The 16,691-nt window shown below is 69.0% G+C and carries 19 protein-coding genes and 1 riboswitch; of the genes, 4 read left to right on the forward strand and 15 right to left on the reverse strand.

Annotation, left to right across the window (positions count from 1 at the left end; all coding sequences use genetic code 11):
- Positions 1-67 precede the first annotated feature (67 nt).
- The 13 genes from ACFYVL_RS16455 to ACFYVL_RS16515 all read right to left on the reverse strand — a co-directional run bounded on the left by ACFYVL_RS16455 (position 68) and on the right by ACFYVL_RS16515 (position 7,102).
- Complete coding sequence (locus ACFYVL_RS16455; protein ID WP_389245153.1) at positions 68-232, reverse strand: hypothetical protein; 165 nt, start codon at positions 230-232, stop codon at positions 68-70.
- Positions 233-243: 11 nt separating this feature from the next.
- Entirely contained in the window at positions 244-432 is a 189-nt protein-coding gene (locus ACFYVL_RS16460; protein WP_389245155.1) for a hypothetical protein, read from the reverse strand.
- A 207-nt stretch (positions 433-639) separates the two neighbouring features.
- Entirely contained in the window at positions 640-2,781 is a 2,142-nt protein-coding gene (locus ACFYVL_RS16465; protein WP_389245157.1) for an FtsK/SpoIIIE domain-containing protein, read from the reverse strand.
- A gap of 87 nt (positions 2,782-2,868) precedes the next feature.
- Positions 2,869-3,060 carry a hypothetical protein gene (locus ACFYVL_RS16470; RefSeq protein ID WP_389245159.1) on the reverse strand — a complete coding sequence of 64 codons (192 nt, stop codon included), beginning with the start codon at positions 3,058-3,060 and terminating at the stop codon, positions 2,869-2,871.
- A 1-nt stretch (position 3,061) separates the two neighbouring features.
- On the reverse strand, positions 3,062-3,259 hold the full coding sequence (locus tag ACFYVL_RS16475) for a DUF6257 family protein (RefSeq protein WP_389245161.1): 198 nt from the start codon (positions 3,257-3,259) through the stop codon (positions 3,062-3,064).
- Positions 3,256-3,447 (reverse strand): hypothetical protein, encoded by a 192-nt coding sequence (locus ACFYVL_RS16480; protein ID WP_389245163.1) that lies wholly within the window; start codon positions 3,445-3,447, stop codon positions 3,256-3,258. Before ACFYVL_RS16480 ends, ACFYVL_RS16475 begins: the two co-directional genes overlap by 4 nt.
- Before the next feature lie 11 nt (positions 3,448-3,458).
- Positions 3,459-3,917, reverse strand: a complete 459-nt coding sequence (locus ACFYVL_RS16485) for a hypothetical protein (protein ID WP_389245164.1) — start codon at positions 3,915-3,917, stop codon at positions 3,459-3,461.
- Positions 3,918-3,946: 29 nt separating this feature from the next.
- Complete coding sequence (locus tag ACFYVL_RS16490; protein ID WP_389245166.1) at positions 3,947-4,288, reverse strand: RRQRL motif-containing zinc-binding protein; 342 nt, start codon at positions 4,286-4,288, stop codon at positions 3,947-3,949.
- Between the two features lie 53 nt (positions 4,289-4,341).
- On the reverse strand, positions 4,342-5,481 hold the full coding sequence (locus ACFYVL_RS16495) for a conjugal transfer protein (RefSeq protein WP_389245168.1): 1,140 nt from the start codon (positions 5,479-5,481) through the stop codon (positions 4,342-4,344).
- The gene (locus ACFYVL_RS16500) at positions 5,478-5,924 is read right to left on the reverse strand and encodes a Pycsar system effector family protein (RefSeq protein ID WP_389245170.1); all 447 of its coding nucleotides are present in this window, start codon (positions 5,922-5,924) and stop codon (positions 5,478-5,480) included. Before ACFYVL_RS16500 ends, ACFYVL_RS16495 begins: the two co-directional genes overlap by 4 nt.
- Positions 5,921-6,190: a DUF6284 family protein gene (locus ACFYVL_RS16505; RefSeq protein ID WP_389245172.1), complete on the reverse strand. Its 270-nt coding sequence runs from the start codon at positions 6,188-6,190 to the stop codon at positions 5,921-5,923. The genes ACFYVL_RS16500 and ACFYVL_RS16505 overlap by 4 nt, the downstream gene beginning before the upstream one ends.
- A gap of 238 nt (positions 6,191-6,428) precedes the next feature.
- A complete protein-coding gene (locus tag ACFYVL_RS16510; protein ID WP_389245174.1) occupies positions 6,429-6,614 on the reverse strand; it encodes a hypothetical protein in 186 nt (61 codons plus the stop codon).
- Positions 6,615-6,718: 104 nt separating this feature from the next.
- Positions 6,719-7,102, reverse strand: coding sequence for an ATPase (locus tag ACFYVL_RS16515; protein ID WP_389245175.1), 384 nt, complete (start codon positions 7,100-7,102; stop codon positions 6,719-6,721).
- 719 nt (positions 7,103-7,821) lie between these two features.
- On the opposite strand from ACFYVL_RS16515, the gene ACFYVL_RS16520 reads away from it, so the two are divergent.
- Complete coding sequence (locus ACFYVL_RS16520; protein WP_389245400.1) at positions 7,822-8,829, forward strand: XRE family transcriptional regulator; 1,008 nt, start codon at positions 7,822-7,824, stop codon at positions 8,827-8,829.
- On the opposite strand, the gene ACFYVL_RS16525 is transcribed toward ACFYVL_RS16520, so the two are convergent.
- Entirely contained in the window at positions 8,813-9,601 is a 789-nt protein-coding gene (locus ACFYVL_RS16525) for an NUDIX domain-containing protein (RefSeq protein WP_389245402.1), read from the reverse strand. The two genes, ACFYVL_RS16520 and ACFYVL_RS16525, sit on opposite strands and share 17 nt — an antisense overlap.
- 786 nt (positions 9,602-10,387) lie before the next feature.
- Positions 10,388-12,175 carry an HNH endonuclease gene (locus tag ACFYVL_RS16530; RefSeq protein WP_389245177.1) on the reverse strand — a complete coding sequence of 596 codons (1,788 nt, stop codon included), beginning with the start codon at positions 12,173-12,175 and terminating at the stop codon, positions 10,388-10,390.
- 336 nt (positions 12,176-12,511) lie between these two features.
- Between ACFYVL_RS16530 and rlmN the strand changes: the two genes are divergently transcribed.
- The 3 genes from rlmN (at position 12,512) to ACFYVL_RS16545 (ending at position 16,691) form a co-directional block, all read left to right on the forward strand.
- Positions 12,512-13,618: a 23S rRNA (adenine(2503)-C(2))-methyltransferase RlmN gene (gene rlmN / locus ACFYVL_RS16535; RefSeq protein WP_389245179.1), complete on the forward strand. Its 1,107-nt coding sequence runs from the start codon at positions 12,512-12,514 to the stop codon at positions 13,616-13,618.
- Positions 13,619-13,657: 39 nt separating this feature from the next.
- Positions 13,658-13,762, forward strand: a riboswitch (TPP riboswitch).
- Positions 13,763-13,851: 89 nt separating this feature from the next.
- The gene (locus tag ACFYVL_RS16540; RefSeq protein ID WP_389245181.1) at positions 13,852-14,946 is read left to right on the forward strand and encodes a thiamine ABC transporter substrate binding subunit; all 1,095 of its coding nucleotides are present in this window, start codon (positions 13,852-13,854) and stop codon (positions 14,944-14,946) included.
- A 125-nt stretch (positions 14,947-15,071) separates the two neighbouring features.
- Positions 15,072-16,691, forward strand: coding sequence for an ABC transporter permease (locus ACFYVL_RS16545; RefSeq protein WP_389245404.1), 1,620 nt, complete (start codon positions 15,072-15,074; stop codon positions 16,689-16,691).

Consider the following 16,691-nt stretch of genomic DNA (forward strand, 5'->3'; position numbering starts at 1 on the left):
AGTAGAAGTGGTTGGACAAGGGCGGCCCCAGTTCTTTGGCGAGATGCGGGGGCCGCCCTTGGCGCGTCTAGGCGTCGGTGCCGGTGTAGTGCGCGATGTAGCCGGGGCACGGGGCGTCGGGACAGTCGCACCCGCTGCACTCGGCGCAGATGTCGCCGCCGCACTCCTCGCACGCTTCGTGTCCGGGGCAGCCGTAGTCGGCGCACTCGTCGCAGTAGGTCTCTTCGTCCATGGGGAGGCTCCTCAGAGTTCGGGGATGGCGTTGATGGCGTGGCGGATGAAGTCGGTGACGGGCCCGCCCGCGCCGGTGGCGGCGAGGAAGAACCCGAAGAGCGCGGCGACGATCGCGGTGCCGTAGCCGGTGCGCGACAGGCGCAGGATCAGGGCGAGCAGACCGGCGAAGACGAGGACAAGCGGAATGGTCACGGCCATGGCCGGACCTCCTTCCAAGCGGAATCAGGGAGGCGCGGGCAGGGGGGGTACGGGGCACTGTTCCGAGGGGGTTTCCGGGGCGTTCACGGACTGCCTCCCTGCCTCCCTGAACCGGTGTTTTCGCAGGTCAGCGGGAGGGATGCGGGTCAGGGAGGCGGTCAGGGAGTTCTCCCTGCCTCCCTGACGGCGGGCGGGTTGCCTCCCTGGCTAGGAAGCGGCGGAAGCGGAACCGTCGTCGCCCCGGTTGGTGAGGGCGCGGGCGACGCGTTCGCGGTCCACGACCATGCGTCCGTCGGACTTGCGGGGCTTGGCCCCGGCGTCGGTCAGCACCCGGGTCAGGTCGGTGTTGGTCCACTCCCCGTAGGTGTCCTCACTGAGCTGGGACAGCCGCTTGAGGACGTCCTGAGTGAGGACCCGCGGGCTGTCTCCGAGGATGGTGAGGATGTCGGTGAGCGCGTCGCGCTGTTCGCCGTCGGGGGTGCTGGTGTGCTGGGTGGTGACGCCGGAGCGGCGGGCCTTGGCGCGTTCGGCGATCTCGGTGGCCTGCTCGGTGTCGATGTAGTGGGTGCGGACCGTGATGGACGCCTGGCCGGCGGGAATGTCGATGCCGTCGGACGCCACGACCACGGTTCCCTTGTCGAGCCCGGGGCGGAGCTGGTTGGGGGCCGCGCCGCCGTCGACGGCCTTGTCCCCGAGTGCCATGCGGGCCTGGGACTCGGTGCCCAGTGCGAGGGAGGCGCGGGTGTGGGCGCCTTCGCGGACCAGCTTGGGGAGGTTCTGGTCGGTGGGGTCCTGAGTGCCCTGGAAGAGCAGGACGTCCACGGCGCGGCCCTGGTTGTGGATTTTGCGGGCGGCCATGAAGTAGCGGCTGGTGGCCTTCGAACCGCCGTAGGGGCGCTTGTCCTTGCCGGGGGTGACGGCCGGGCACATGAACGCCACCTGCGCTTCGTCCACCAGCGCCACCAGCGGGGTGAACACGGTGCCGGGCGGGGCCATCAGCCGCCGCTCCATCTCCTCCACCACGCCTTCCAGCATTTCGGTGGCGTCGATGACGTGGTCGTCGGTGGGCCCCTGGATGAGGGTGGTGGCGAGCTGGTCGAACATGGCCCAGTCCCCGGCCCCCTTCAGGTCCGCCACCCGGAACTCCACACGGGGGTCCAAGGCCAGCCACAGGGCCAGCGCGCGCAGTGCTGCGGTCTTGCCCTGGTTGGACAGACCTGTGATGAGCATGTGCCGCTGGAAGAGACTCAGCAGCGCGGCATCCCCGCGCAGATCCTGGCCCCACGAGGCGCGCCCGCTCTTGTAGTCGGCCGTCAGGTCCGGGTCGGTGACCAGCGGGGACGGGCCAATGGGCTCGTCCAGGGCGCCGGAATCGGCGATCCACAGCCGGACCGTGCGGGCCGCCTGCGCGATGGTGATGAACACCTCGTGCTCATGCCGGGCCAGGTTCTCCGCGAGCTTGCGCCGCCGACTCTGCACCTCCGCGGTCGACACCCCGGACGGGAGCGTGACATCGACCTCGACACCGCATCCGGCGATCCGGATCGGGCCGAGCATGGCCGCGCCCGCGTCCCCCATGTCCTTGATCGCCGTCCGCAGCGGGGCAACGCCCAGATCGCGCAGGGCGGTTACGACCACGGACGGCGTGATCGGGGCGCCGTCGGTGCTGCGCTGGTCTGCGGGAAGTGCCCATTGCGGGGCGGCCTGCTGGTGGCGTCCCACGCCCCACAGGGCGAGCAGGGCCAGCCAGGGGCCGAGGGTGATAAGCGGCCCCCACACCACGGACACGATCACGACCAGCCACCGCACGAGTTCCACGATGGCCCGCGCGGGGGCCAGGACGTCCGCGACGTTCTCGTTGGCGATGGCCAGCACGATGCCCAGCAGCAGGGCGACGCCGGCGGTGGTGGCGGTGGCGTACAGGGCGCCCTTCGCGATGCGCTGCGGTGCGGCGAGCAGGTCCATGCGCCGCTGGTGGCGGGCCGCCCGGAACTGCCGTCCCCGCTCTTCCCACTCCGAGGCCACCTCATACTTGCCCGCCACCTCCGCGGCCCGCAGCATCCGCTCGTAGCGGGAGGCGGTGCGGCCGTCCCAGGCGCGGCGGGCCACGATCCGGCTACCGCCGATCACGTACATGCTGTGCCGGGCGACCAGACGGGCCGTGGTGCGGGCCCGCTCGTTGCGGAGCAGTTCCTGCGTCGCGGCGCGTGAGCGCACCCACCACGGCAGCGGCTTGGCCACCGGCCCGGCGGGCGTACCGGCCGGGGGCTCGCTGGCCGGGGTCTCTTCGTGGCTGGATTCGGCGGGGGTGCTGCCGGTCTTGAACAGATCAATGACGTTGTCGGACATGATGGGTCTCTCCTGCTTCTCTACGTCGGTGGGCAGGGGCCCGGGGCTGCCGGATTCCTTGGCCGGGTGCGGCAGCCCCGGGGACAGTCAGGTCTTGCGCAGTTCGTGGGTCTCGCACAGCACGGGGGCGATCAGCCAGCTGATGTGGTCGACCGTCCAGCGTCCGCCGGTGAGCGGGCCGGGCGGCACCTCGTCGACGATCCGCCCCACGCGGCCGACCGCGCGGGGGTCGTCCTGGCAGGCGACGATGCGCACCTGGTCACCAGCAGAAAAGGTCATGTCAGCGCCCCCGTCCGGCCTGCCGCTCCTCGCGCTCCTCGCGCTTGCGGGCGCCGTCCAAAATGCGGTCCATCTTGCGTTCCAGGTCGCGGCGGTCGACGTCCTCACCGGCGAACTCCCGCTTGCACATCCGCGCGGTCAGTACGGCTATCCGGGCCTTCTCGCCCGCCGTCAGACGCGGGTCCTTGGTGTTCTTCATGCGGCGATCTCCGATCCGGTCGTGGTGCCCGGCACGGCAATGGCGGGCTGGGTGGTCTCTTCGATCGCGGCGGCGGTGGCGAGCTGCGCCCACACCGCGGCCTGGCGGATGTAGCGGTCGGGCAGGTCGTGCGGGTGGCGGCCGGTGAGGAGCTGTTCGGCGCGCTCCCGGTACTCCTTGCTGGTCACAGCAGGTGTCCTCACTTCTGGCGGGTGTTCGCCCACACCCCGCGGGTGTGGGTGGTGACGGTGCGCTGGTGGTGGGTGACCGGCCCGGTGTAGGTGTGGTGGTGCACCGCCGGGGCCGCCTGTCCGGCCCGGCGTACGAGGCGGCCCACGGCCAGCAGCAGGGCGGTAGGTGCGGCGCACAGGCAGGCGATGACCAGCGGGTCGGCGTGCCCGGATGCCCACAGCACCCCGGTCACCGCGGCGCCGGCCGGGAGGGAGGCGAGACCGCCGGACAGCATCAACGCGCTGGCGTCGGTGGCCTTCTGGGACATCGGCGCACGCCCCGGCTGGGCAACCGGCGGGGCGTCACCGACCAGCGGCACCGGGCTGGGGTCCCGGTAGGAGGTCGGCCGGTCAAGGGCCTGGTTCACGGCGTCGATCAGGTGCTGTGCCTGCACCTCGGGCGGTGCGGGCGGGGAGTCGGATTCCATGACGGGTCTTCCTTCCTGAAGCAGGGAGGTCAGGAGGCGTGCTGGTCTTCGGGGTAGGCGCAGGGCACGCACATGCCGAGCGAGGTGGGGATGACGTATCCGGCATCCCGGCGGCAGTCGGGGCAGGTGCGGCGGGCGGCGTTCGCCTTGGCGAGCGCGGCCCGTTTCGCGGGGGTCATCGGCCGTTTCGGCTTGGCCAGATCGACCCGGTACAGGTAGGCGATCAGCGGGCCACGCCGGTAGCGGGGGCGGAACAGCTCGATCTGCACGCCCTGCCCGCCGGGCCGCAACCCCATCGCGTCCAACTGCCGCAGCGTGGCGTAGCCGGTCGGGGCGCACCGCCACAGCACCCGCGGTATCTGCCCCGACACCGCCGGGACAGCCGCAGGGGCCGTGGTGAGGCAGGCCCGAAGGACGGCGCCCATCACGCGGCCTTGGCAGCAGCAGCCGTAGCGGCGCGCTCCGCGCGCAGGGTGTCGCGCAGGACGCGGGCCTTGACCGGAGAGGTGTGCAGCGCCTTACGGATCGCTTCTCCGGTCAGGTTCTTCACCGGCCACTTAGCCGTCTCCTTGCGCGCCTCCGTCAGGAGTTCGGCATCGGTACGGCGCGGGCGGGTCGATCGGGCGACATCAGGAACCCGACCGGTGGCCCGGCGGGGCCGGGTCGATGCGGCGGCGTCGACCCGGTCAGGTCGATCGATCGAGACCACCGGCATGGCGGGCGCGACGGGTGGCATCGGCTTGACGGGGATGAGCGGCTTGAAGAACCCGACCTGCACCGCGCGCGGGATCGGCTTGACGTTCACCACCGCCGGAGCGGGCGAGGGGGTCGACTTCCCCAGGTCAGAGGTAGACCGATTCCTCTTGATCTGTTCCGATTCCTCCGCATGTGCGGGCTCGATCGATCGAGGGGCATCGGGGCCCGGGGTGACGCACAGCATGTCGGCCAACGCGGCGTTCGCACCCGCGGTGACCCGATCACGCTGCACCTCCAACAGTCGATCCCCGAGCGAGACGTCCCCGGCGCCGACCTTGCGGGCGAGCCGCCACGACACCTTGTCGGAGCGGGTGCGCGCCTTCTTGTCGGGGTGGTTCGCGGCCCGTGCCCGGTGGTAGGCCAGCGCCTGCACGATCGCAGCCGCGCGGCGTTCGGCTTCCGCGTCCCGCCCGTCGGTGTGCACCACGATCCGCCGGGCCAAGAACGCCATGCCCTCGGCGGACACGCACATGCCCATCGGGGTCACCGCGTAGATGACCGCCTTGCCGGGGTCGTCCGCGGCGGTGAACGCCATCACGGACGCGGCGGCCGGCAGCGCCCACAGCCCGATCCGCACCACCAGCGGGGAAGCCTGCCCCAGCATGGTCAGCCCCAGCAGCACGAGCGCGAGTACGGCGGTGGCACCCTCACCGGCAGCGACCGCACCGAGCGCGGTCCCTGCCCCGTAGGCGCCGGAGATGTTGCTGTAGGTGCCGACGCCACCGGCAACGCCGGTGGCGAGCATGGGCGCGAACGCCACCCCGAGGACGACCTTCTGCAACCGGGTCAGCGGGGTGCGGGCGCTCACAGCGCACCGCCCGCGGTGAGCAGGGCGGCCAGGATGAGCAGGGCCCCACCGGCACGGGTCAGGTCGACCGCGCGCTGTAGGCGGGTGAACTTGGCGACGGCGAGCCGGGAGAGTCCGGCGATGTCCGCCGCGAGGTCGTCGGCGTCCAGTGCGCTGATCTCCTCGGCGGTGAGGGTGGCCCACAGCGGGAACCCGTGGCCCCCCTTCAAGCTGGGGCGCACCGACCCCAGCAGCATTCCGGCCGCTACCACCATCAGCAGCAGACCGGCCACGCCGACGATGGCGGCGGGCCAGGTCAGCGGCAGGTCCCGGCCCGCCGTCCAGGCCCCGGCGGTGACCGCGCCGACGAACGCCAACAGCAGGGCGGTCTTGGTGTCCGTCCGCGTGATCTCCGCCTTCACCTCGGCGTGCTGCGTGCGAAGACCGGTGTCGGTGGCGCTCATGCGGCACCCCCGGCAAGGCTCGCGGCGTTGGTGCGGTTGAGGAGTGCGACGCGGGCGGCGAGGGCGCGGCGGCGGGCCCGGCGGATACGCCGGTCGTCCAGCTCACTCGGGGTGCGGTCCAGGGTGACGATGTGGGCGTCCAGCAGGTCGACGTCCGCCAGGATGACGGGCATCTCCTCCTCGATCGCGGCCAGTTCCGCGTCCGTGGGCTCCATGAAGTCGGCGAACGCGGTAACAGCGTCCTGAAGTGTGACGATGTGGTCCATGGGTCGTGTCTCTCCTTAAGCAGGTGGGCGGCCCGAAGCGGCCCCGGTGTTCGAGCACCGGGGCCGCGCCGCGTGAGGGGACGGGTAGGAAGGTCCGCTGTGCTAGTCGGCGGGGGCTGCTGCCTGGCGTACGGAGGCAGGGCCCGCGCGTGGGAAACCCCGCCGCTGGTGCGGTGGGGAGAGTGCCCCGGCCGGGAGTCGAACCCGGCCTGCGACCATCGGGGCGGCCCACTCGGGGCTACCGGTCCGGGTCGTGGCGGTCCCTGTAGACCTTGTAGGCCTCAGCAGCGGCGAGATCCGCGTGCTCGTATTCGAAGCTGCCTCGGCCGTGCTTCATGTAGGCGTCGTGCCTGCCGTACTGGTACTGGTCCAACTCAGCTCCGTCGGCGTCCCTGTTGGGTGCTTTGCCGTCGAACAGGCCCATGGCCAACTCCTTGTGTGAGGGCCCGCAGCAACTTGCTGCGGGCAGTGCCCCGGGCGGGATTCGATCCCGCGCCCTCACGGCGATACCGGGGCGGAACGAGCAGGTCAGCGCTGAACGACGTCCTTGGCCAGGTCGCGATGGACGACCGTGACGGCGAACCCGTCCAGCTCCAGGCGGGCGGCGAGTTCCATCGCGAAGGTCGGGGCGCGGTGACGGCCGCCGGCGCACCCGTCGGCGACGGTGACCGTCCCGGCCGACGGGCCGGACGCGAACGCGGACACGGCCGTCGCGGTGGCCGCGACCAGGTCGGTGATGCCCGGCGTGTTCAGCACCGCGTGACGAACGGGGTCGTCGTGCGCGGTCATGTAGCGCAGCTCCGGCGACACATGCGGGTCGCGGAAGTGCTGGCGCAGATCGATGGTCAGGTGCGCGGCGGGCGGCGCCTCGTGCAGGTAACCGAACGACACGATCTCAACAGCAGTACGCATGGGGACTCCAGAGTCGAAGCGGGGACACTGGGGGATGAAGCGCCCCGGGCCGGAGTCGAACCGGCCCTGCGACCATCGGGGCTTTGCGCGGATCTCCTGATTCGCACGGTGCCTCTCGGTCCGGGGAGTTCCGCAGTCCCGGAAGTCAGTGAGGCCATATGCCGTGCGGTTGCTTTGAGTCGGTGGCGTGTCCCTCATGTGAGGTGTGGGGCCCCGGTGTGACGGGGGCCCGGTCTCGGCCGACTGGTCTCCACTCGCCCTCGGCCGGTGTGGTCACGGCCGTCGTACTGCGGTGGATCACGCTCTTGAGTTGATCGAGCTGTGTACTCACACCGTTCTCGGAGCCAGTCCGTATCTGGTGCGCACCAATAGACTGCAACTGGTGCGCACCAGAGTCAAGCTGGTTCGCAAAACTTGTTGGCGGGCTCCCTCGCGGTGCACCTCTAGAAGGCCGCGCAGCAGGGGGGTTGCGGCAGCCAACTGACCTTCATAGAGATCTAGTTAGGGTTGTTGTTAACCCCTCATGAGCTGCGACAATGGGAGGCAGCATGAGCGAGCAACGATCGGACTAACGCCGAACGGAGTGCCTTGTGAGCCCAGAATCAGAGCTGCGTCGAGCACGAGCGGCGCGCGGCTGGTCACAGGAACGGCTGATCCGCGAAGTCGAGCAGTACGCCCGACGGAACATCACCGACGTGGCATCAACGGCGAGTCTGCGCGTGTACGTGTCGGAGTGGGAGAACGGACGACGCCCCATCTCGGACCGCTATGCGGCGATCCTTAGAAACGTCCTCGGCACGACCGATGAAGAGCTGCGAGGCGAGGCTCGTAGGCCAGCAGCGCCCACGGCCGATGGGTATGACGATCTGTTGGGCAGGATCGACTCTGCCAGCTCTGTAAGTACGTCGATGGTCCAGGCTTTCAACGACCAGACAGAGCTAATCCGCACAATGGACCGGCAGATGGGCGCCGCGAGCCTAGTGGATCAGATGGCGGGCCACCTCAGTGCTCTTGAAGAAGCGTTGAAGTTTGCCGTACTGCCCAGCGCGCGCCGCCCCGTTGCACTCGCGCTCGCCGGCGCATCCACCCTCGCCGCATGGCAAGCAATTGACTCCGGTGCCGTTGAACGAGCCTGGCGACACTATGAGCTAGCAAAGAGCGCAGCGCGGGACGCTGAAGCACCGATGTATCTCGCACACGCCACGGGCGAACAGGCATACGTCCTATGCGACGCAGGGCGCCCAGCGCTCGCCGTGGAGCTTGTGCGCGACGCTCGCCGCACTCTGGGGCAAGCTGGCTCACCTCGACTCCGAGCGTGGCTCTTCGCAGCTGAAGCCGAGTTCTGCGCACACGCAGGAATGGCAGGGGACAGTAGACGCGCACTGGACGCGGCCACGGCGGCCATTCCGCAGGGCCCCGAGGACCGCGACCCGGAGATGCGCAGCATCTTCCTGAACGACGCCCACCTCACCCGCTGGCGCGGCAACGTGCTCGGATTGATGGGGGACGGTGAGGCCGTGACTGATCTCTACGATGCGCTTGAAGTCATGGACCCGACCTTCGTCCGGGCTCGCGCTGGGCTCCACACCGATTTGACGCAAGCACACCTTGCCCGATCCGAATACGACGATGCGAAGAAGCATCTGCGGCAGGCACGGTTACTGGCGAGCCGCACCGGCTCGGTGCGGCAACGCCGTCGCGTCGATCTCCTCAGCGAGAAGCTGTGATCCCCTTCTTGTTCCTGGTAGCCAGGATGTGAAGCAGCGCAACGAGGGTCCCAGAGCCAAGAAGCTCACCGCGGGCCATCAGACCTTGGATGTCGGCAAGCGGCACCCAAGCGATGTGGCCCGCCTCTTCCACGTCGGTAGGCTCACCCACCTTCTCAGCGCCATGCGCAGTGAAGATCTCGTGAGGCGAGTCCACCATGCCAACCATGGGCTGGTAGGTCACGACATGCTCGATGTTCTTCGGGCGCCAGCCCGTCTCCTCGACAACTTCCCGGAGCGCCGTTTCCGCCGGCTCCTCTCCGTCGTCGACGATGCCACCGGGCAACTCCCACCCAAAACGCTGCGGGACGAATCGATACCGCCACATCATCAAGACGCGGTCCTCGTCATCGAGCACAGCAGTAATGGCGACATGCTGAAGCTTGACAACGTGATGTTCGAACCGCTCTACCCCCGGCGGCTCTACGTCCCACAGTTGGAGCTTCACCCACGGGTTGTCGTAGAGGTCGCGCTCACCATGGATTCGCCACGGTTGCAACACTCCGGGCACCGGAACAGTTACACCACCCGGGACCCGGTACGCGCTACGTCCGTGCACTTCCAAAGCGCCTTCGCTAACAAGACGAGCAAGGACTTGCCGCAGCGCAGTGCGGCCAATGTCCAGTTCGTCGACCAGCGTGCGTTCGGACGGAAACTTCGATCCAGCAGCGTATTCGCCGGATTCGAGTCGTTCGCGAAGTGTGTTGTAAACCCTGGTCGTCTTCGGTCCCATCCGCGGCGCACTCTCCATTCTGAGGTGGTGCGTACCAGCGTAGCGGGCCAGCGCCATGCATCCTCCGGGTGTTCTCTGGGTGCGATATCGATTGATGCACCCCTGCGACGTGTCGGATCTCCTCAGGTCCAGAGCGGCCCTGAGCCGGGGCAGTGGGCGGTACGCGCGGCTCCCCGGGGAGTCACACGACACAACACGAGGCGGACTCTGGCGAACGCGCGCGGATGCGAAGAAGCAAGCCGCGAGGCACGAAGCACCGCCGGAGACCGGGTTGTCTGAGCCCCCGGTTAGCGCGCCCTTAAGCGCGAGATTGGGAGCCAGGGGAGGGTAAGCGAGATGAACGCGCCATGTCCCACACCGCTATGTGTCCAGCAGCGTTGGCCAGCGAGGGAAGCGCCAAACCTGAGCTGTCCGTGGGCCGTAAAAGAGCGGCCCACAACGACCGTGAGCGACTGGCAACGGCCCCTAGCTCGCTGATCAGCGGTGCTGTCGTGACATCAGCTGAGAAGGTTAGAGTGGGTCATCAGTTCCGCGCGGACTCGCCTCCGACACTTGGGATGGCTGCAGTGTGCTCCGAGCTCGATGCCAAGCGTCCCAGGGTCTGTCTGCTGAGCTGACTTTCGGCCCGACTGCGGGCTAGGCGTCTCAAGCGGTTCTCGCAAATTTCACTCCTGCGCAGGTAGGACAGTCTTCTCTGTTCTAAACGAGGGGTGACGCTGCGGATCTCGAAGGTTCAGCAGTAGTGCGTGCGATCCAAGACACTCGTCGTGCCAAGGTGATGGGTCCTCATGCTCGGGTGACTACGTCTTGAGGTTCCAACCCGGCCGTATCTCTTCCACACAGCGCGCGGTGGTAGCGGAGGTGGTTTTCGCTGATGTGGTGGGCGGGATGCCGGCGGAGCTCACCGATAGTGCTGTCGTCTCCGGTCTGGCGAACGATGCCGTTGGTGTCGACGTAGATCGCCAGTGAGTCGAACTGGACGTGATGGTTCGGACAAAGGACCAGCAGGTTCGGCAGCTCATCGGGGCCGTTGTGCGGGCGGCCGAGCCCCCGGATGTGGGCGCCTTGGCTGTGGGTGCCGAACCGCGTCGCCAATTGCAGACCGCAGACCTGACACCGATCGGCGTGCAGACTCTTGACCGTTCGGACCAGCCGGCTGTCGCGGGTGACGCGCGATCCGGTGTAGTCGCGCCGCTCAGCAGGGCGGGTGTCCTCGTCCTGATCTACAACGCCGTCCGGCGCGCCGATGCCGCTCGCGCTCTCGTAGCCGGCCAGCCCAAGACGTTCCATCAGCACGTGCTGATCGATATCGGCGAGGTGGGTCTCTCGCAGGACGGCCACCGCCTGCGACCGTACGAGGGGGTCGCCCAGCAGTTGTGCGGCCTGTTCGGTCATGCCGGCTTCTGGGGCCAGTCGATCGAAAGTCGCGGCTTGAGTTTTGGCTGCTTGATCAGCCGAGATGCCGCGAACTTCCCACACTCCGCTCGTGTGCAGGTGCCAGAACGGGTATTCGGGTGACACGGACGAGTCGGGGTGCCCGAACTCCGCCATGAGACCGCCTACCTCGTCGCGGAACTCTTTCCAGGGAGCAAGCCGGGGCTTCCCTGTGGCAACCCTGGAGATACTCCACAGAAGCGACAACGGCTTGTGTCGGCTCCGCCGCCCCCTTGTCTGGTGCACCCGCAGGTCAGTCAGGCTGCGCATGAGCGCGCTTGCAGTCAGTTCCTCCAAAGGTGCAGTGCCCTTCCGACCACCCGAGGCCGACGTTTCGGGGGGACGGGGCACCGGGAACAGGCCAGGAGGCTCAGAGCCGTCGACAGCGCCGTTCGGGTCGGTGCCCCTGTTCTCCTCGGGCTGGGTAGATCGGTGCCGTACCTCGGGAAGGACGGCAGGGCCGTGCTCCACCCATTGGCGCCATGACCGTGGTGCGTGCTCCAGCGTTCCCGCGGTCGAGAGATTCTTGTTCCCTCGCGCCTCGACCCACGACCAGTCCACTCCGCCGTTCTGATCCTTCAGGTCCAGGACGGCCAGGTCGTAGCGGTAGTTCCGGAAGGGGTGGCCGTTCGACTCCTGATCAATCTCTTCAACAGTCTCGATGACCGCCAAACCGCAGAACTGGACGTACCCCTTCGGGGTCTTGTTGCGAGTAACCGAAGCGAAGAGCAGTAGCGGTTCAGCCAGGGCACGCTCGTCTGGTGTCGTCCCCAGGTGGTGCAGTGCTGTCGAGAGAAGAACGGCGTTGCCGTCCGTGGTTCCCACCGGAACATTGTGGTCAGCCCTGTGATCGCCGTAGTAGCGCACACGACCGTTGTCTAGATCGAACACGTCATGCCAGGGCGTCTCGGACGTGCCGGCCTTCCAGGGGCTGGATCGGATCAGGATTGCTGGACGCCGGTGCCCGTCTGTTGCCTTGATCTTGGCCGTCGGGTTGATGCCCTTGCTCAACTGCACCCGCGGGAGAATCTGCGAGGCAGTGACGTGGTGGATGTTCGGGTAGCCGTCGATGAAGGCTGGCTCGTGATCCCTCTTGCGAGCAGATCGCAGGACCTCACCGACACGCAATTGCTTCCCCACCGAGTTTCCCCCTGCGCTCCATGCGACTCCGGATGGTCGATCCTGCCAGGTGGCTCTGACACCGGACTGGTCGCTGTGCGTTCGGCCACGGGGAATCGCCTGGGAGTCGGCCGCGGGTGCCCGTGTCGCGAGCTGGCGACTCTTAGGGAGCAGGGCTGACCCTTTGGGCCCTGACCACCTCAAACGCTGCGAGGGCTGGGCCGTCTGTGGGCCGTCTGAGGGCCGCCAGTGACGACCACGAACAGCCGGCGACCACCAGGACAGGCCCGGCGGTCACCTTGCCTGAGCAGGTGGCCGCCGGGCCCATCCGCACACATCTGAGACACTGGTTTGACCATGCCTAAGCCCGGAGAACTCACTTTCGTCGCGCCCCGCGGAGCCAAGAAGCCGCCGCGGCACCTCGCCGACCTCACGCCCGCCGAGCGCAAGGAGGCCGTGGCCGAGATCGGTGAGAAGCCGTTCCGCGCCAAGCAGCTTTCCCAGCACTACTTCGCCCGGTACGCCCACGACCCCGCCCAGTGGACCGACATCCCGGCCGGCTCGCGGGAGAAGCTGCGCGAGGCGCTGCTGCCCGAGCTGATGACGGTCGTGCGGCACCTGTCGACCGACCAGGACACCACCCGCAAGACGCTGTGGAAGATGCACGACGGGACGCTCGTCGAGTCGGTGCTGATGCGCTACCCGGACCGGGTGACCATGTGCATCTCCTCGCAGGCCGGGTGCGGGATGAACTGCCCGTTCTGCGCGACCGGACAGGCCGGGCTCGACCGGAACCTGTCGACCGCGGAGATCGTGCACCAGATCGTGGACGGCATGCGCGCGCTGCGCGACGGCGAGGTCCCGGGCGGACCGGCGCGGCTGTCCAACATCGTCTTCATGGGCATGGGCGAGCCGCTGGCCAACTACAAGCGCGTCGTCGGCGCGATCCGCCGGCTGACCGACCCGGAGCCGGACGGGCTCGGCCTGTCGCAGCGCGGCATCACCGTCTCGACCGTCGGCCTGGTGCCCGCGATGCTGCGGTTCGCCGACGAGGGCTTCAAGTGCCGCCTCGCGGTCTCGCTGCACGCGCCGGACGACGAGCTGCGCGACACCCTGGTGCCGGTCAACACCCGGTGGAAGGTGCGCGAGGTACTGGACGCGGCGTGGGAGTACGCGGAGAAGTCCGGCCGCCGCATCTCCATCGAGTACGCCCTGATCAGGGACATCAACGACCAGGCCTGGCGTGGTGACAGGCTCGGCCGGCTGCTGAAGAACAAGCGGGTGCACGTCAACCTGATCCCGCTGAACCCGACGCCCGGCTCCAAGTGGACCGCCTCGCGTCCCGAGGACGAGAAGGCGTTCGTCGAGGCCATCGCGGCCCATGGGGTGCCGGTGACCGTGCGCGACACCCGCGGTCAGGAGATCGACGGCGCCTGCGGCCAGCTGGCGGCGTCCGAGCGGTAGCACGTTCGAATCTGGTTGTACGCTTGAGCGCACATTTGCATATTCCGACAGGGGAGCGCCACAGCGCTGAGAGTGCAGTCCTGCTGCAGACCCTCTGAACCTTGCCCAGGTCATTCTGGGTAGGAAGTTCGGTCGTTACTCAAGCTGTTGCGCCCTGCCCGTTTTCCGGAGGTGTTCTCCGCGAGCGGGCGGGGCCGCGTCTCTTCCTGGTCATTTCCAGGAGGAAAACACCAGTGAGCACCATCAAGAGGTACGCGGCGATATCGTTCGCCGCCGCGCTCGGCGTCAGCGCGCTGGCCGCCTGCGGCGGCAAGTCCGCCGGTGACCGGCAGACCGACGGGGACGGGCCGAAGACCGTCACGCTGGTCAGCCACGACTCGTTCAGCGTCTCGGACTCCGTGCTCAAGGAGTTCACCAAGCAGACCGGCTACACCGTCAAGGTGCTGAAGAGCGGCGACGCGGGGGCCGCGCTCAACCAGGAGATCCTCACCAAGGGCTCGCCGCGCGGCGACGTCTTCTTCGGCGTCGACAACACCCTCCTCTCCCGCGCCCTCGACAACGGCCTCTTCACCCCCTACGAGGCCAAGGGCCTCGCCGGGATCCCGGCCGACCTCCAGCTGGACAAGGGCGAACACCGGGTCACGCCCGTCGACACCGGCGACATCTGCGTCAACTACGACAAGAAGTACTTCGCCGACAAGAAGCTGGCGCCGCCGCAGAGCCTGGACGACCTGACCAAGCCCGCGTACAAGAATCTGCTGGTCACCGAGAACGCGGCGACCTCCTCGCCCGGCCTGGGCTTCCTCCTCGCGACCGCCGGAAAGTACGGCGACGACGGCTGGCAGGGGTACTGGCAGAAGCTGAAGGACAACGGCGTCAAGGTCGTCGACGGCTGGGAGCAGGCCTACAACGAGGAGTTCTCCGGGTCCGCCGGCGGAAAGAAGGCCAAGGCGGACCGGCCGCTGGTGGTCTCCTACGCCTCCAGCCCGCCCGTCGAGGTGCTCTACGCCCAGCCGCGTCCCGCCGAGGCGCCCACCGGGGTGCTGACCGGCACCTGCTTCCGCCAGATCGAGTTCGCGGGCCTGCTGGGCGGCGCGAAGAACGAGGCCGGCGGCAAGGCGCTGCTCGACTTCCTCGTCGGGGCCGAGTTCCAGCAGGACATGCCGCTGAAGATGTTCGTCAACCCGGCGGTCAAGGACACCAAGCTGCCCGAGGCGTACGCGAAGTTCGGCGCGAAGGTCGACAAGCCGGTGACCGTGGACCCGAAGAAGATCGCCGAGAACCGCGAGAAGTGGGTCAAGACGTGGTCCTCGCTGGTGAACAAGTAGCGGACGGCCCAGGGAGCCCGGCAAGCGGCGGCGGTGGCGGCCCGGCGCCCGACGGCCCGGCCGGGGCCACCGGGCACCGGGCCGGGCCCGGCTCCTGGCGCGGGGCGGCGGTGCGGCTCGGCCTGATGGCGGTGCCCGTCGCGTTCTTCGCGCTGTTCTTCGCCTGGCCGGTCGTGGCGATCGTCGGGCGCGGCCTGCGGACCGGCGACGGCTGGCAGTTCGGGCGGATCGCCGAGGTGCTCGGCGACGCGGACATCCGCGGCGTGCTCTGGTTCACCACCTGGCAGGCGCTCGCCTCGACCCTGCTGACACTGCTGCTCGCCCTGCCCGCCGCGTACGCCTTCGCACGGCTCGACTTCCCCGGCAAGCAGCTGCTGCGGGCCGTGGTGACCGTGCCGTTCGTGCTGCCCACGGTCGTCGTGGGCACCGCCTTCCTCGCGATGCTGGGGCGCGGCGGGCTGCTCGACGAACTGTGGGGCGTCCGGCTGGACACCACCGTGTGGGCGATCCTGCTCGCCCACGTCTTCTTCAACTACGCGGTGGTGGTGCGGACCGTCGGGGGGCTGTGGTCCCAGCTCGACCCCCGGCAGGAGGAGGCCGCCCGGGTGCTGGGCGCGGGGCGCTTCACCGCCTGGCGGCGGGTCACCCTGCCCGCGCTGGGGCCCGCCGTGGCCGCGGCGGCCCTGATGGTGTTCCTCTTCACCTTCACCTCCTTCGGCGTCGTGCAGATCCTCGGCGGACCCGCGTACTCCACCCTGGAGGTGGAGATCTACCGGCAGACCGCCCAGCTCCTCGACCTGCCGACCGCGGCCGTGCTCACCCTGGTGCAGTTCGCGGCCGTCGGCGCGGTGCTCGCCGTGCACGGGTGGACGGTGCGGCGCCGGGAGAGCACGCTGAAGCTGGTCGACCCGGAGCGGACCTCGCGCCGGCCGAAGGGCCCGGGGCAGTGGGCGCTGCTCGGCGGGGTGCTGCTGACGGTGCTGGTGCTGGTCCTGCTGCCGCTCGGCGTCCTCGTCGAACGGTCGCTGGACGGCCCCGACGGCTACGGGCTGAGCTACTACCGGGCGCTCCAGACGGTGGACGAGGGCGGCGGGACCTTCCTCGTACCACCGCTGGAAGCGGTCTGGAACTCCCTCCAGTACGCCCTCGTCGCGACCGTGATCGCGCTGGTCGTGGGCGGGCTCGCCGCCGCCGCGCTGACCCGGCGGGCAGGACGGCTGGTGCGCGGCTTCGACGCGCTGCTGATGCTGCCGCTCGGGGTGTCCGCGGTGACGGTCGGCTTCGGCTTCCTGATCACCCTCGACCGGCCGCCGCTGGACCTGCGGACCTCCTGGATCCTCGTACCGCTGGCGCAGGCGCTGGTGGGGGTGCCGTTCGTGGTGCGGACGATGCTGCCGGTGCTGCGGGCGGTGGACGGGCGGCTGCGGGAGGCGGCGGCGGTGCTCGGGGCGTCGCCGCTGCGGGCCTGGCGGGAGGTCGACCTGCCGCTGGTGCGCAGGGCGCTGCTGGTCGCGGCGGGCTTCGCGTTCGCGGTGTCGCTGGGCGAGTTCGGGGCGACCGTCTTCATCGCCCGGCCCGACAACCCGACGCTGCCGGTGGCCGTGGCCCGGCTGCTGGGCCGGGCCGGCGACCTCAACTACGGGCAGGCGATGGCCCTGAGCACGATTCTGATGGTGGTGTGCGCGGTGTCGCTGCTGGCGCTGGAGCGCGTACGGCCCGACCGATCCGTATCCGGGGAGTTCTGA

This window comes from Streptomyces sp. NPDC004111 (genome assembly GCF_042874215.1).
In the GTDB taxonomy this organism is placed as follows: domain Bacteria; phylum Actinomycetota; class Actinomycetes; order Streptomycetales; family Streptomycetaceae; genus Streptomyces.